This is a genomic window from Shewanella sp. SW24, from assembly GCF_025653395.1.
In the GTDB taxonomy this organism is placed as follows: domain Bacteria; phylum Pseudomonadota; class Gammaproteobacteria; order Enterobacterales; family Shewanellaceae; genus Shewanella; species Shewanella oncorhynchi.
This window is the reverse complement of record NZ_JAKKSH010000013.1, coordinates 1-15,374: the sequence shown is the minus strand read 5'-3', so window position 1 is coordinate 15,374 and position 15,374 is coordinate 1. Positions and strand designations below refer to the sequence as shown.

At 53.4% G+C, this 15,374-nt stretch carries 10 protein-coding genes; 9 read left to right on the top strand and 1 reads right to left on the bottom strand.

From position 1 onward, the window contains the following. Window positions 1-55 precede the first annotated feature (55 nt). The 9 genes from L5M17_RS12140 to L5M17_RS12100 all read left to right on the top strand — a co-directional run bounded on the left by L5M17_RS12140 (window position 56) and on the right by L5M17_RS12100 (window position 15,018). Window positions 56-1,189, top strand: coding sequence for a hypothetical protein (locus L5M17_RS12140; protein WP_263147717.1), 1,134 nt, complete (start codon window positions 56-58; stop codon window positions 1,187-1,189). A 64-nt stretch (window positions 1,190-1,253) separates the two neighbouring features. Next, the gene (locus L5M17_RS12135; RefSeq protein ID WP_263147715.1) at window positions 1,254-2,744 is read left to right on the top strand and encodes an SrfA family protein; all 1,491 of its coding nucleotides are present in this window, start codon (window positions 1,254-1,256) and stop codon (window positions 2,742-2,744) included. 18 nt (window positions 2,745-2,762) lie between these two features. Then, entirely contained in the window at window positions 2,763-5,828 is a 3,066-nt protein-coding gene (locus tag L5M17_RS12130; protein ID WP_263147713.1) for a virulence factor SrfB, read from the top strand. Next, window positions 5,828-8,530 carry a putative virulence factor gene (locus tag L5M17_RS12125; protein ID WP_263147710.1) on the top strand — a complete coding sequence of 901 codons (2,703 nt, stop codon included), beginning with the start codon at window positions 5,828-5,830 and terminating at the stop codon, window positions 8,528-8,530. Before L5M17_RS12130 ends, L5M17_RS12125 begins: the two co-directional genes overlap by 1 nt. A gap of 362 nt (window positions 8,531-8,892) precedes the next feature. Continuing rightward, entirely contained in the window at window positions 8,893-9,603 is a 711-nt protein-coding gene (locus L5M17_RS12120) for a hypothetical protein (RefSeq protein WP_263147708.1), read from the top strand. After that, window positions 9,603-11,573 carry a vWA domain-containing protein gene (locus tag L5M17_RS12115; RefSeq protein ID WP_263147910.1) on the top strand — a complete coding sequence of 657 codons (1,971 nt, stop codon included), beginning with the start codon at window positions 9,603-9,605 and terminating at the stop codon, window positions 11,571-11,573. Before L5M17_RS12120 ends, L5M17_RS12115 begins: the two co-directional genes overlap by 1 nt. Next, window positions 11,573-12,283 (top strand): ABC transporter ATP-binding protein, encoded by a 711-nt coding sequence (locus L5M17_RS12110; protein WP_263147705.1) that lies wholly within the window; start codon window positions 11,573-11,575, stop codon window positions 12,281-12,283. Before L5M17_RS12115 ends, L5M17_RS12110 begins: the two co-directional genes overlap by 1 nt. After that, window positions 12,270-13,484, top strand: coding sequence for an ABC transporter permease (locus tag L5M17_RS12105; protein ID WP_263147702.1), 1,215 nt, complete (start codon window positions 12,270-12,272; stop codon window positions 13,482-13,484). Before L5M17_RS12110 ends, L5M17_RS12105 begins: the two co-directional genes overlap by 14 nt. Further along, window positions 13,474-15,018, top strand: coding sequence for a formylglycine-generating enzyme family protein (locus L5M17_RS12100; protein ID WP_263147700.1), 1,545 nt, complete (start codon window positions 13,474-13,476; stop codon window positions 15,016-15,018). The genes L5M17_RS12105 and L5M17_RS12100 overlap by 11 nt, the downstream gene beginning before the upstream one ends. Window positions 15,019-15,071: 53 nt before the next feature. Here L5M17_RS12100 and L5M17_RS12095 read toward each other — a convergent pair. Further along, window positions 15,072-15,374: transposase (locus tag L5M17_RS12095; RefSeq protein ID WP_263147697.1), on the bottom strand; the 303-nt coding region annotated here is incomplete at its 5' end.

The following is a 15,374-nucleotide window of genomic DNA, read 5'->3' as shown; positions in this document are numbered from 1 at the left end:
ACGCGTGTTTGCTAGCAAGTACTCTCAAGACGTCTTTTGGATGTGAAGTCTCTTTATGCAGCGAGTAATATCGTGTCCACCTATTGACAAACAAACGCTCGAAAATTATGAGCAGAGCCTCGCTGTGCTCTATTGTCATTTTCCTCCCCTCATTACCAGCCTGTTTGCGACGGCACGTTGTAATCATGATGGTAATCTGGAGTGGTGGAGTGAGCTTGAAGGGCAACCTATACCGCTGAATGCACTTCCAGCTACCGAACAAGCCATGCTGCATGAGAAGTGTAGGCTTCGGCAAGAGGCTATCCGTCAGTTGGCAGAGGAGTTGGCTCGCCGTGGTGAGACAGTGCTTGCAGAGCGGCTAGATATCTTACTCAAGCAGACACCAGGATTGGCGTGCTACGGCATCAATGGCGAGCCGGTTTTGGTTCACTGGGGGATCCCGCCGCAGACCGCTGAGCCAATGCGACAAGAAGAGCTTGCACCGAAGCTGAGCAAGGGGCGCTGGATTATTGGCAGGCAGCTTGGCTGTTTGGTTGCGATATTACTGGTACTCGTGATCCTGTTGCAGTGTTGCTGGCCCACATTATTCAGATTGGGTCTCCCATCTGGCAGTGCGTCTCGGACCAATCTGTCTAAAGATCAGCCCAGTATCAGCCTGGAAAAACAGCATGATTTTGGCCGCATTCAGGTTAATCTTAATTGGAACAATCCTAGCGCTGACAGCACGATTGATTTAGATTTAGCTGCTTTTGTACGACTGAAAAATCAGAGTAAAACTGGGGTTGAGGCGCTTAGTCGTTTGTTTGGTGATTATGATAATGAACCTTATGTAGCGTTGGAGGGGGATGATCGCAGTGGTGCCAACAGTCATGGGGAATGGTTATCTATTAACGGTACTCACTGGCAACAGATCGATGAAGTGCTTATTTATGCCTTCATTTACAGCGGTGCTTCTCATTGGCAAAGTACTCAAGCCACCATCACCATCCACATTCCTGATCAGCCATCCATTACGACGCGTTTAACCGAAGGGAGTGATAATAGAGCCGTTGGCGTTATCGCCCGGTTAATCAATGTTGATGGCGCTATTAAAGTTGAACGGATAAACCAGTATTTCGACGATCGAGAGAGTGTCGATAAAACGTTCGGATGGGGTCTTAAGTGGCACTCAACTAAGGGTAAAAGCTGACTTAGCCTGCAGCTACGCAGGTAAGATCCCGCAATAGCATAATTAGACTTTTTGAGGATTTAAAATGCAGGGTTCCATTCAGGGTCCATTACTGCGTAGTGGTCAAAATTCCGCGTTTAAGGCGCTTGGTGAGACCGGATTCCCTGTCTACCGCATGGCATCCCAGTTACGGGAGACTGTTCGCCGCCAAGATACGGGCCTCGATCTTGCGCGCCATTTGGCGATCCCGCAAAACGATCAGGGGGGAGATAGAACCGACTGGTACAGCAGCTTTGCGGGAGAGGTGATCCCTTGGAACAGTGCCACTGAGTCTGAGCGTGCAGCAGCTTATTCGCAGTTTGAATCCTTCAAGTTGGCGGTGCTGGCACTTAGTGAACGGCTGCTTACCACTGATGACAAGCACAATGGTGGTGACAAACGAGTCTTTGCCTGCTTACTTAGGCAGGTGGTCAATTTTCCTGATCAGGATTTTGTGTATCTGGTGGATGGAGTATTAGTTATCACTTTTTGGGGTTTTGTACACGATAACGGTGAACAGCGAGACCCTATGCACTGGCTAAGGCCAGTAAGTTCGAACTCGGCCATACCAGAAGCAGCTTTTAGCCCCAAAGTCTCTGCGCTTGAGGTTGCACAAGCCAAAGGCTTTGCGCAGACGATTCCCGTATATACCCAGCCGCTAACACCAACGATCCATAACGAGGGTTGGTGGTGTCGCTGGCGCTGGCGTTGGTTGCTCTGGCCGTTGTTGCTGCTGGTGCTGTTAGCGCTGCTGCTGCTTGGTCTGCGAGCCTGTGCTCCCAACATTTCAGTACCAAGCATAACATCGATGGACTTGCCGATGCTTGGGAATAGGGTAGGGCATAGTGCAGTGGCTGTTCCCCCATCAGGGCACGTGCTACCAGTGGATAATGCTTCCGCAGGAAGTGCTGATGTGGCAACAGTTTTGCCTGGCCTGGCATCCGAGCAGGATAAATCTGCGGCTAGCGCCATTTTGACGTCAGGTGATCCGCACACGCCACCACCTGCCGCCTTGGCTGGCAGTGAGGCATCAGCGCCAGCAAATTCCCCGCAGACACCGATGCCAGTCGACCCAGCCGCTGACCTCGTGCTGTCTGCGAGTCAGCTCACCGCTGGCGAAGTTACGAGTAAAAGTTCCTCGCAAGAGCCGGCGCCTCAAGATAAGACGCTGGCGATACCGCCGACCATTGCCAATGGACCCGCTCAGTTTTTAGACGGAGATTGGAAAGTCAACGGTGGCATTCAGGACACCCAGACTGGTAAGCCCTTGCAACTGCAATACAGTTTCAAAGATGGTAAAGGCCGAGTCAGCCTGCGTCAATCCAATGGAGTTGTATGTCAGGGGGGCGCAAACGGAGTGATTGCAGATGGCCAATTAAGTATTAACAATGAGGGGCCGGCTGAGTGCAGTGATGGATCTAGCTATATGATCCCAAAAATTGAATGCCAGCCGGGTACGGATAATGGTACCGACTGCGTTGGCCGCAATAATGGTGAGCAGCAGTTCCCCATCAAAATGCGCCAGATAAATCCCTAAGGATAGGAAGAGACAATCATGTTGCCAGAAATAAAACCATTTGATCGTCAGGTCACCCTTGTGGGTGATTCAGGGATCCAGTTTATGGATTTCGGTCTGACGCTGGATCGCAAACAGGCTGGCGAATTTGTAGAGCTGGCCAGTGGCGTGCTCACTCGTTTGCTGTACAACGAAGAAAAGGATTTCCATTTCTTCCAGCCAGGACCCGACGCTATCGAAAGAGCGCACGCTAAGTACGATATTGCACTCAAGAGCAGCCTCGAGTTGCTGGACGGGATCTGGCTGCCGCTGCCGCTGTTCCGGTTTAATCCTCCCCACTTTTATAATGAAGGGCCGATCAACTGGGCACGTTTTCGACTGCTGAAACTGCAAGAGCCGGATTTGGATGGTCATAGCCATCGTTTGACTCTGGTTTTTGATACTCGGATTATGGCCAAGTTGCACGGTGCGGCCGATCTGGGACCAAATCATGAAGATGTCAGTGCGGGGGCCACGTTTCAGGTCGCCACCTCGACCTATGCCCTTGGTTGGTATCTGACCCAGCCTTGGCTAAAAGAGTGGCTGCTTGAGGTCTTTAATGATGCAAGCAAGGGGCGTGATAGAGAGGAGCGGGAGATCGAGATACAGCTGCAATACCCGATTGCACATTATCTCAATCTGCTTTCTTTGCTTGCTAAACCAATCGCCGATCAGCAAAGTAAGGAGCCGCCACTGGTCGAGATCCCACAATTTCGCATCATCGCTAACGGCGAGACCAATGCCATCAAGCCTATCCCGGTAGATCTGGTGCTTGACGTGGGTAACTCTCGCACTTGCGGCATTCTGATTGAAGATCACGGTCAGTCCGGTTCCGGCCTGATGCACAACTATGTACTGCAGCTGCGGGATCTGAATTCCCCCGAACAGGTTTACAGCCAGCCCTTCGAAAGTCGCATCGAATTTTCACAGGCCTTCTTTGGCAAGGATCACTTCTCGGTACGCAGTGGCCGCCATGATGCGTTTCAATGGCCGACCATCGCCCGAATCGGCAACGAAGCTGGCCGCTTGGCCAGCCGCCGTCGTGGTAGTGAAGGATCTACTGGCCTGTCCAGTCCGAAGCGCTACCTGTGGGATGAGAAGTTCTATGGTCAGGGTTGGCGCTTCAATACGGCATACCAGCAGCACGACGCTCATCCGCTGGCAACTGCTGCCCCTTTTGCCAACCTTATCAATGAAAAAGGAGAAGCGCTACACACTATAGAGGATGAGATGGATCGCATACCGGTGTTTACGCCGCGCTACTCACGCAGTGCCCTGATGACCTTTTTGCTCGCAGAGGTACTGACCCAAACACTGACCCAGATCAACAGCCCGGCCCAGCGGACTCGCCAAGGTCACGCCGGCATCCCACGCCAGTTGCGCAATATTATCCTCACCGTGCCGCCCGGCATGCCGATGGCAGAACGCTGCATTCTTGATGAACGCATGCACCAAGCCGTAGGGCTGGTGTGGAAGGCGCTGCGTTGGCACCAAGGAGAACAAGACCCTTATCGTAGGCTGGATGAGGGGAGTGTGCAGGATAAAATTCAGGTGCCGTTGCCCCGTGTCCGGGTGGAATGGGACGAGGCCTCCTGCGCCCAACTGGTCTACCTCTATACCGAGATCAACCAGAACTTTGCTGGTCATCCGGAGGAGTTTTTTGCCGCGCTGGGCCGCCCTGACAGAAAGAACCGTGAGAGTATTACCCTCGCTTCCATCGATATTGGGGGTGGCACCACGGATCTGGTGATCACCGATTATGCCCTCGATCGCAGCGGGAAACATGGGGCCGGTGTGAATGCCCATATCGTTCCGCAGCAGCGCTTTCGCGACAGTTTCAAAATTGCGGGGGACGATATACTGCTCGATGTGATCCAGTTGTTGGTGCTGCCTGCGTTGGAGGCTGCGCTTAAACAGACCAGTGTTGCGTCAGTGGACACCTTATTGTCTCAGCTTTGTGGTGCCAACAACGTGAGTGCGGCAGAAGCGGTGCTGCGTCAGCAACTTAACTTGCAGGTATTTGTCCCGATTGCTCTTAATCTGCTGGGTCGCTATGAGCAGTATGATCCGCAGGGCTCTGGTGCGAAAGTGAGCGAGAGCCTGCGTTATGGCGACTTGCTGCCAGACAATAACATCAGTGAGGTGGTTGAGGCGTTTGTGCGGCGGGAGGTACAAAAAGCGGGCGGTGGCAGTGATTTCAAATTGTGCGAGGTGCCTATTACTTTCAATTTGGCACAATTGCATCAGTCGTTGCTGTCTGGTCGTTTCAACATCTGCAAGGTGTTGACCGCACTGTGTGAGGTGATGGCTAACTACCATTGCGACATGTTGCTGTTAACCGGGCGTCCCTCTTTACTGCCGGGCATTCAGGCTTTTATTCGGATGTGTCTACCATTGCCGCCGGGACGCATTTTGCCGCTGCATGGTTACCATACTGGCACTTGGTATCCGTTCCACAAGAATGGCCAAATCGAGGATCCGAAGAGTACCGCCTCGGTGGGAGCCATGATCACCTTATTATGTGCAAATCACAGTATTCCAAACTTCCATTTCCGCACGGCGGCACTCAGGCCTTACTCCACCATCCGCCATATGGGGATCATCGACCTGCAAAATATCATCCGAGATCATGATGTGACCTACCGTGACATTCAGTCGCATGAGGGTCAGATCCAACTGCCTAGCAGCGGTAGTTCCGAGGCGGATACTCCAGCTTGGATCATGCGCGGTGATTTGCGACTAGGGTATCGCCAGCTCGATACGGAACGCTGGACGGCATCTTCCCTCTATACATTGCGTTTCAGTGATGAAGGGCGGGCCAAATATACCCAGGCCAAGGCCCCAGATGGCAGTTCACCTTATCTCGAGGTAAAGCTGGCCATTGGCAAAGATAACCGGGCTAGGGCATTGGGACTTATTAGTGACAAGCTGATGGTCAGTGAAGTGAGCAGCAACACCGACAAAACGTTCAATAAGCGGGATCTCGAGCTGGAGCTCAACACCATGCCAGATGCCGGACTCATCGATAGCAGACACTGGCTAGATAGCGGGAGTGTAAAACAATAATGAAGCCTCAACAGGAGATCCTAAATCAAGGCTGGGCAACCATCGAACGCAGCGCCCTAGATGCGCTTGCCTGGGTCGATGCAGTGCGCCATGACTCCCATCGTCTCGACAACGAGGCGGATAAGCTCAACCTCAGTCTGCACCGGGCCCGCAATTTGGCTAGCAGCCTCAAGCGGGTGGCTGGTACACCCATGACGGTGGGTTTTTTCGGCATTTCCCAAGCGGGTAAATCCTATCTGATCTCAGCCTTGGCCGCTGGCAGTAATGGTGCACTGGAGGGGCGCTATGGCGAGCGTCCGGTTGACTTCATCAAGGAGGTTAACCCGGTGGGCGGCGGCAAAGAGGCCACGGGTCTGGTCACGCGGTTTACCCGTGCCCAGACCACTGCTCCGGCGAATTACCCGGTACCCTTGCAGCTGTTTAGCGAGATAGACTTAGCCAAGATCCTGGCCAACACCTGGTTTAACGATTTCAACCACGAACTTCTGAGCTATCAGCTCGATGAAGCGCGCATCGAGGCGCGGCTGCGGCCGTTTGAGGATCGCCCCATCAATGCAGTGGCCAACAACGGTGTCAGCCGTGATGATGTGGTGGCCCTGTGGGACTATCTGAACGGCAGCTTTAGAAAATCAGTGGAAAAGCTCGAGCATGGCTATTGGCCGCGGGTATTGCAGTTGGCACCGACCCTGACGCCCGCTGAGCGGGCCGAGTTGTTCTCCCTGTTGTGGGGCGAGCAAATCGAGCTGACCGAGATCTATCGCAACCTAGCGACCAGCCTTGCCAGACTGGGCCACGCCAAGACCGTCTACGCTCCCCTTGATTGCCTGTTGAATCAAGGTAACGGCAGTGTGAGCATCATGAATGTAGACAGCCTCGGCTTGTTGGGATCCGCCGAGGACAGGACCGTCGAGATCTGTTTCTTGGGGACTGACGGTCGGTACACGTCTGCCTCGATTGCCCAGGCCCAGCTGGCCGCCCTTACCACCGAGTTGATCTTTCCCATGGTCGAGGGGTCAGCGGATAGCTTGGTGGAGCAGGTGGATCTGCTTGATTTCCCCGGCTACCGGGGTCGTCTCGCGATTAGCAAACTGGAGGAGGCCGCTAGCGCAGGCGGAAGTCCGATTTCTCAGCTGTTGCTGCGTGGCAAGGTCGCGTATCTGTTCGAGCGTTATACCGACAATCAGGAGATGAATGCCTTGGTGGTTTGTGCCAGCGCCGCCAAGCAGAGTGACGTGACCAGTGTGGGTCCTGTGCTGACGCGCTGGGTAGAAAAGACCCAGGGCAAGAGTGCCTGTGAGCGGCAGAGTCGTAAACCGGGTCTGTTTTGGGCGTTGACCATGTTTGATATGCGGATCAACAGCGGGCTGAATCTGACACCGGCTCAGCTCAAGGAAGGGTGGGATGGCCTGATGCAGCAAACCCTGCTGGAACGTTTTGGCCAATATGAGTGGATCCAGGAGTGGGCACCTGGGCGCGCATTTAACAACTGTTTCTTGGTACGCAAACCCGGCATGCCAGTCCCTTTCTTGAGGATGGACGGTGGGCGAGAAGTGGCTGTTGCACCTCAATACGCTGAGGTCTTGCAACAGATGGCGACCTCTTTTGTGGCAGGAAAAGGTGTGGCGCAACATTTAGCTGATCCTGAAGCTGCGTGGGTGGCCATGCTGTCGCTCAACGATGGCGGTATGGCCCGGCTTGGACAAGAGCTGAGGGGAGTAGCGCATCTTGAATTCAAGCTTGATCGACTCCAGCAGCAGCTGGACGCCAAGCGCAAAGAACTGGCGGAGCAACTGCTGGGGCGTTGGTATGAGCAAGATGGTGACGGTCAACTGGCGAAAAAGCGGGAGATAGGCAAGCAGCTCTGGACTGGGCTTGGCGCCCGTTTTAACTCCCTCGGCGAGCTGATTAGCCAACTGGATCTACCCTCCGCGGAGCTGAGCAATATCTACCTCAGTATTCGTGAGGATGTTCCCAAGGATGAGGGGGTAGAAGCAACCGCTATCTCGCCCTATGGCAGTAGCCCTGCCAGCCCATTTGGGCAGATGCCCTTTGGTGCGAGTCCTTTTGAAAGCAGCCCATTTGCGGGCAATCCTTTCGGTCAGGCTGATGCCGCCGTGGCGAACACAGCTGCCAAGACTGAAGAGCGGGTAGGCCAAGATGATGGTTTCGCCCGTGAGGCATTCAAGGCATGGGTCGCTCATCTGCGTGATCTGCCTACCCAGAAAACCCTGCTGGCTCAGCTCGGCATCGAGACCGAATTGATCGACTTGCTCACCGAAGAGTTGGTTACGGCGGCTAACCGTCTGGATCTGGAGGGGACGTTGAAGCGAACCCTGGCTGGGCAGGAGCAAGCGGGGGTGCGGCGAGAACAACTGTTGGCACGGCAAGTGATGAAGGCTCAGTTTACCTTGCGCGATTTCGTGGCCTGGTTTGGTTTTTTGGCCATGCCACCAGAGAAGGTGCCAAACAGCTTTACGGGCGCTAAGGGCAAGATGTTTGCCCGTGGCGCAGAAATAGGCCAGAACGAGTTGCCTTGCCTGCCCGACACACCGCTCAATCCTGCCATGGCGTATTTGGGGGATTGGCTCTCTTCCCTGGTGCTGATCACCCAAGATAACGCAGGCCATAGTGCCACACGGGATATTTCTCACGATCAGAATCAGCGTCTGGGCCAGATCATCCATCAATTAAAACAAGAGTAAGCACCATGCTAGCCAAAATAATTGCTACCGACCCCGCTGTGCCGGGTGAAGCCCAACTACTAATCCGGCTGCGGGGTGTCTCCGAGCTGGTGGAGGGTCTCGAATTTGCCCTGCTCAATAATCAGCAGAACTATTTGCAAGAGGGGGGCGAGTGGAGCCCTGCTCCCCGCTGGTTCGGCATCAGCGGTGGTTATCCGCTACAAAGCGGCAGTGGTTTTAGAGTGGGTGCTGCGGTAGTGGATCCCTTGCTGGTCAACGCCAGTCCAATTCAGATCCACGTCAAGCTGGCTTCTGGTGAAATTCGCCATACCACCTTGCAAGTGGCACGCGAGGCGGTGCTCTCTTCCAACGCCCGAGGAGAGGTGGGTGAATATGGTGGCAGCAGTGTCATTAACTCGCCCGTGGTTAATGCTCCTCCGGTACCAGGTCTAGCACCAGTTGAGGTGCCAGTTGAGATAGAGCTGCCGGCCTTGCGTGCCGAACCAGAGCCCGTGCCGGTGGCTACGGCCCTACTGGCGGCCACTGCGGCTGTGCCCAAATCGAAAACTCCGTTGATCCTTGGTGGGGTCGTGCTATTGCTGATGATTGGCGCCCTGATCTTCTGGTTTAGCCGCTCGGCAGATGCACCATCCACCGCTACATCAGTGACCGATCCTATTGCTGAAAAGGTTGTCGAACCGGTGGCCGCAGAGCCGATGGTTAACGAGACCAACGGCGAGGTGACGGAGGATGGTTGCAGTGCCGATAACTTGGCGACCCAGAGCGAATTGGAGTTTGTGCAGGCCTGTATCGCACAGCAGCCACCAATCGATGCGTTATTGGCGGTGATCCAAAGTGCCAAGTCAGCCCAGAAGTGTGGAGTGGCGCAGCGCCTTTATGCTAACCGTGCGCAAGGGGGGGATACCAAGGTTGCCTTGACCTATGCCCGTGAATATGATCCCAAGTTCCACCAGCCTAATGATTGTTTCAAAGAGGCTGACAACGCCACTGCCGCTTACTGGTATGACACTGTACTTCAGGTTGAGCCTGACAATGCCGAGGCAAAACAGCGCTATGAGGAGTTAAGCAAGTGATGGTTGCAACCAGATTATTGCGCTGCTCGGCAGCACTCCTACTGTTGTTGGGTGGTGCAAGCGTAGCGGCGACCGAGATGACATCTGGGCATCGCCCGTTGTTACAGGAAGGAAAAAAGAGCCTCTATCAACGAGTATTGACCACACCAGGTTGCGAACTGGTGGCCGAGGCTGGTCAAGCGTCAGGGGTGCTACAACCGGCCTTTAGTAGTTTTTATGTCTATGAGCAGGTCAATGCCAAGGGGGCGGGCTGGATTAAGGTCGGCCCCGACAGCTATGGTCATAGTATTGGTTGGCTGCCCAAGTCTTGTACCGTTGATTGGAAGATGCAGCTGACCTTGGCCTTCACCAACCCTGCCAACCGAGATCGCCTGCTCTTTTTCAAGGAGCGAGATCAACTCAACCAGATCCTGGAAGCTCCGGATCCTGTCGCCAAGGTGGCACCGCTACGTGCTGCGTTGAAGAAGCTGGGCAACGCTGACGGAATTTTGGCACAAGAGCCCGAATACTTTGTCGATCTGCAGCAACAGTTTTATCTGCTGCCCATCCTCAGTGGTGAAGAGGTTATGACCGAGGATGGCTTTTACACCCGCTTGCTCAATGTGGCCTCGGTCAGCAAGGCTGATGCAGCCACGGTAGAATCCAGTGCCAAGGTGAGCCAGCTCAAGGAGTTCAATGCCGCTGTAGTGTTCGTGGTGGATTCCACCATATCGATGGGACCCTATATCGAGCGTACCCGCGAGGCCGTGCGCAAGGTTTATGAGCGGATCAACAAGGAAAATCTGGGGCAGCAGGTGAAGTTTGGCATGATCTCCTTTCGCTCCAGCACCAAGGAGGTACCTGGTCTGGAGTATACCACCCGCATGTATGCCGACCCCAATGAAATTAAAGACGGTGCCGACTTCTTGAAAAAAGTGGCTGACCTCAAGCAGGCTAACGTTTCTAGCAAGCTATTCAATGAAGATGCGTATGCGGGGGTGATGCAGGCGATAGACCAGATAGACTGGAGCCGCTTTGGGGCCCGTTATGTGGTGCTGATCACCGATGCAGGGGCTATCGAAGGGGATAACAAGCTGTCTACCACTGGATTGGATGCCAAGCAAATCCGGTTGGAAGCCGCCAACCCTGGGGTGGCAATATATACCCTGCACCTGAAAACTGCGGCGGGTAAGAAAGATCACGCCAAGGCAGCAAGCCAATATCAAGAGTTATCAACTTACAGTGGCACCAATACCTCGCTTTACTATCCGGTTAATGCGGGTGATGTTAACGAGTTTGGTAACAAGGTTGATGCGCTGGCTACTGCCATTACCGATCAGGTGAAAGCATCCTATTTTGGTGAGCCGGCCGTAGGCAGCGCCAGTAACGCTAAAGAGCAGGACACGCTCACCCCGGCGCAAAAATTGCTGCAAGATACTGCGCTGATAGGCCATGCTATGCAACTCTCTTACCTCGGCAAGAAGAGCGGAACTCAGGCTCCCTTGGTGTTTGAGGCCTGGATTAGCGACCGAGATCTGATCAAGCAGAATATCCCGACCACCGAGGTCAGGGTGCTGCTCACCAAGGGCCAGCTTAGTGACCTTAGCGATGTGGTGAAACAGATTTTGGATGCGGCTAATGAAGGTATGATCTCACCGGCTAAGATGTTCGAGCGATTGCGCTCGGTGGCGGCAACCATGGGCGCTGATCCTAACCAGCTCAAGCAGTTGGATAACACCAGTATCACAGATCTGGGTGTGATGGGGGAATACCTTGCCGATCTGCCTTATCGCAGCGATGTGCTCAATCTGGATGAGGAGACCTGGAAGAGTTGGGATGGGTTGGCACAGGAGAAGTTTATCCGCACCCTTGCGACCAAGCAGCGCCATTACCAGCGTTACAACGCTGATGTTGATCGCTGGGTTGCGCTGGCCAAGGATAGTGATCCCCGTGATCACGTCTATCCGATTCCCCTGGAAATGATGCCCTGATGCTATGTATCGAAGATATGAGCATAGTGCGGGGCAGTGGTGAACAGGCCCATCGGGTCTGTTTGCCCGCACTAACCTTGCCTCTGGGACAAGTGGTGGCCGTGACGGGCGAAAGTGGCTGCGGCAAGAGCACCTTGCTTGAGGTGATTGGGCTGTTACTGAGCCCCAGTCGAGTGGGCCGTTTTGAGATGGATTTCATTGACGCCGCTCCAGCTGCCGTCGATATTGCCCACTTGTTGGCGGCTAACGATCAAGCGGCGTTAGCCGACATCCGCGCCACCAGAATTGGCTTCATGTTGCAAAGTGGCGGCCTGCTGCCCTTTCTGACGGTGAGAGACAATATCCGCTTGCCCTGCCAACTACTGGGCATTGCGGAAGATGAGCATTTACTCACACGGGCTGTCCAGACTCTCAAGTTGGAGGGATTGTTGCACAAGAAACCAGCCCAGCTTTCTATCGGGGAGCGGCAGCGGGTTGCTTTTGTGCGGGCGGTGGCGCACCGCCCCAAGCTACTACTGGCTGATGAACCCACCGCGTCACTTGATCCCCACACCGCTAGGTTGCTCTTTGCACTCTTCATCGAGTTGGTACAAGAGTGGGGCATAGCGGCGCTGGTGGCCTCTCATGATTGGGGTTTGGTCAAGACGTTTGGCTTGCCCTGTCTCAAGGCTAATTTAACGCAGGGAGAGACTCATTTTGCGTTCTCATAAACGCGGGCTACTGCTGCGCTTGGCCATGCAGGATCTTTGGCATGATCGTTCGGTATCGTTTTGTATAATTTCCTCGCTGATCGCCGTGATAGCACCGCTGCTGCTGATGTTTGGTCTGCGTTATGGGGTGGTGAGCCAGTTGCAGGAGGATCTCGTGCGAGATCCACGCAATCTGGAGATCCGCATGGTGAGCAGTGGCCACTATTCAACAGAATGGATCGCTGCTTTGCGGCAAAAAGCGGAGGTAGGCTTTGCCATCGGCCAAACCCGATCCCTCAATACCCAAGCCGATTTGCTGAAAGATATGAGCCATTTCATTGAAAATGCAGAGGTAATTCCGACCTATAGGGGTGACCCTCTGTTGGGAACATTGCAACTGGGGAGCGAGGGTGAGGTAATCCTCAGTGCCGAGGCTGCGCGCCGTTTGGCGGTCAGTGTTGGCGAAACTATCCGCTTGCGCGTCATGCGCCAGCTCGATGATAGGCGAGAGTTGGGGGAGTGCACCTTAACTGTGGGAGCGATATTGGCGCCGACTTATTTCAACCGTCCTGCTCTGTTCGTGCATGAATCCTTGCTGCTGGCGTTGGAGTCTTTTCGTGATGGTTATCGTATCCCTATGTTGGGCATTAGCACAGGTCAGCCGTTAACGGATAAACCGCCGATATTCGCCCGTGCCCGTATTTATGCCAACAGCATTGACCAAGTGGCGGCTCTCGATCTCTGGCTCAAGCAGCAGCGTATCGAGACAGTTAGCCGGTTGGCCGATATCGAGAACATAAAGAGTATCAACCGGGTACTTAGCCTCATCTTCAACGTCATTGCTGGCACCGCGCTTATCGGCTGTGTCGCATCTTTGATCGGCGCCTTCCTCGCTAACGTGGATCGCAAGCGTAAGCACATTGCGGTATTGCGCTTGCTGGGATTTACCAGCCCGGCGGTGGGCCTCTATATTATCTTTCAGGGGGTGATCCTGACGTTGCTTGCCTATGGTGGGGGCATTTTGCTCTATCTGGGCGGCAGTACACTGTTTAATCGGACACTGGCCAGCAGCCAGAGTACTGAACAGATGATCTGCCAGATTACCCCATTACACTGCTTACTGGCCCTAATCCTAGCTCTAACGGTGGCCATTCTAGTGGCCATTATTGGCGCTCGACGGGCTATTGCCATTCAACCTGCGGAGAGTTTGCGTGAACTCTAAAAATACTTTATCCCAGCTCATCATTATGGGATGTGCCCTGTCCAGTGGCGTTACATTTGCCGAGCCATGGGCTGCTCAACATTACAATCCAAAAGCCGATGTAGAGGACGTGATCCTGCCAATGCCGTGCGAAGGAGCCATGGCCTTTCGGAGAGTGCAGGTGCCGGTCAGCGGCCCGCTGGAAGACTTACCAATCCAGGTAGGTCAAGACGGTGGTGAATGGGGCTTTGTCGAGCACACTCATCCTGCTTTCATTGCAGGTAGTTTCACTCAGTCAGCTAAGGAGCTGGGTCGCTATTATTTGATGGCTAAATATGAGCTTACCCAGCTGCAATATCAGGCCCTTACCTCTGAGACCTGTCCCACGCCCTCGAAAAAGCTGAGTTTGCCGGTGAGCGCCATCAGCTGGTTTGATGCTGTCGCGGCCACCGATAAATACAATCTCTGGTTGCGACAACATGCCGCTGATAAGATCCCTAAAGAAGATGGTAAAGCGGGTTTTGTGCGCCTGCCGACTGAAATCGAGTGGGAATTTGCCGCACGTGGCGGGCTTAAGGTCAACAGCGCAGATTTTCGTGATGTTCGTTATCCTATGAACGATCTCAAAGAGCATGAATGGTTTGCTGGTGCCCAGTCAGCCAATGGTCGTTTGCAACTGGCGGGGCTGCTGGCTCCTAATCCGCTCGGCTTGCATGACATGCTGGGTAACGTGGACGAGATTATGTTTGAACCCTTCTATCTCAACAAGCTCGATCGCCAGCATGGACAGGCCGGTGGTTATGTGGTGCGCGGTGGTAACTATCTCACTGAGCAGGCTACTTTACGCAGCGCGGCCCGCAAAGAGGTGAGTTACTACGATGAAGCTCGCCATTTCACTAGCAAGAGCACTGGGATACGGCTGGTGTTGGTTTCCCCTATCATGACATCGACCCAGCGAGTTAAGAGTATCGAGAGCGGTTGGCAGCAACTGGGATCAAACAAATTTGTAGGGGGTGCCAGCGACAAGAAGGATGCAGTCAGTGAGTTGAGCACGTTGGCTTTTGGGGTCGATGATGAGGTCCTCAAACAGAAATTGAAAAATCTGGAAGGTCAGCTTAGAGCGAGCAACCAAAAACAACAGGAAGAGCGTGCCCAGTCGATCCGCGCCAGCCTTAACTTGGGCGCTTTTCTTTGCACCAAATTAAAAGATGATGGCAAGTTTTTGGATTTTCTTAACAGCAATTATGAGCAGCTTTGTAGCGATAAGGCGGATAAAAACTGCGTGGTTCGCAAGATTAAGTTGGATGAGCAAAAAGAGCGACTCAGTCAGCTATCGGGTTATTATGCCAGTGGTTTAGTCGAGTCTGCATCCCTATATGGTGAAGGACCCATTAAAGAGCAAATTTCAGCATTTGATCAAATGCTGACAATTAACAAAAAACTGAATGGGCTTAAACCATTTCTTGCGACGCATTGGGCAAACCAACAGCGCTATCTGCAAAATGGAAAAATTGATGCTGTTATTTGGTTGGAAAGTTGTAAGAAATTGCAATAATTAAATTGAAATAAAAAATGACTGCTTATTAACCTATTTAACCTGAGATCGGTTTAACAAGCCATAACTGTAATAGCATTAAACTCTGCGTTAGTGATGTTCAGTTGTGGCTTATTGTCTTTCAATTGATAGGCGATGAGTCCCGCAATCATGTTGAGCATAAAACCATGTACGCTGCGGTGTCTAGAGTGCTCTATTTGAGAGATGTTTTTTAACTGGTCGTTGATGGTTTCTATGATGAAACGTCTCGACAGCATCGCTCTATCCCACAACGACATCGCTTTTACTTTCATATTCTTACGCACGTTTGTCACCAGTGTGATGCCTTTCTCCAGCAATTCACTGGACAGTGCTTT

What these genes read in the sequence shown, in the direction of transcription:
- L5M17_RS12140 (WP_263147717.1), top strand. Translation starts at nt 56, where the DNA reads ATGCAGCGAGTAATATCGTGTCCACCTATTGACAAACAAACGCTCGAA.
- L5M17_RS12110 (WP_263147705.1), top strand. Translation starts at nt 11,573, where the DNA reads ATGCTATGTATCGAAGATATGAGCATAGTGCGGGGCAGTGGTGAACAG.
- L5M17_RS12130 (WP_263147713.1), top strand. Translation starts at nt 2,763, where the DNA reads ATGTTGCCAGAAATAAAACCATTTGATCGTCAGGTCACCCTTGTGGGT.
- L5M17_RS12135 (WP_263147715.1), top strand. Translation starts at nt 1,254, where the DNA reads ATGCAGGGTTCCATTCAGGGTCCATTACTGCGTAGTGGTCAAAATTCC.
- L5M17_RS12115 (WP_263147910.1), top strand. Translation starts at nt 9,603, where the DNA reads ATGGTTGCAACCAGATTATTGCGCTGCTCGGCAGCACTCCTACTGTTG.
- L5M17_RS12125 (WP_263147710.1), top strand. Translation starts at nt 5,828, where the DNA reads ATGAAGCCTCAACAGGAGATCCTAAATCAAGGCTGGGCAACCATCGAA.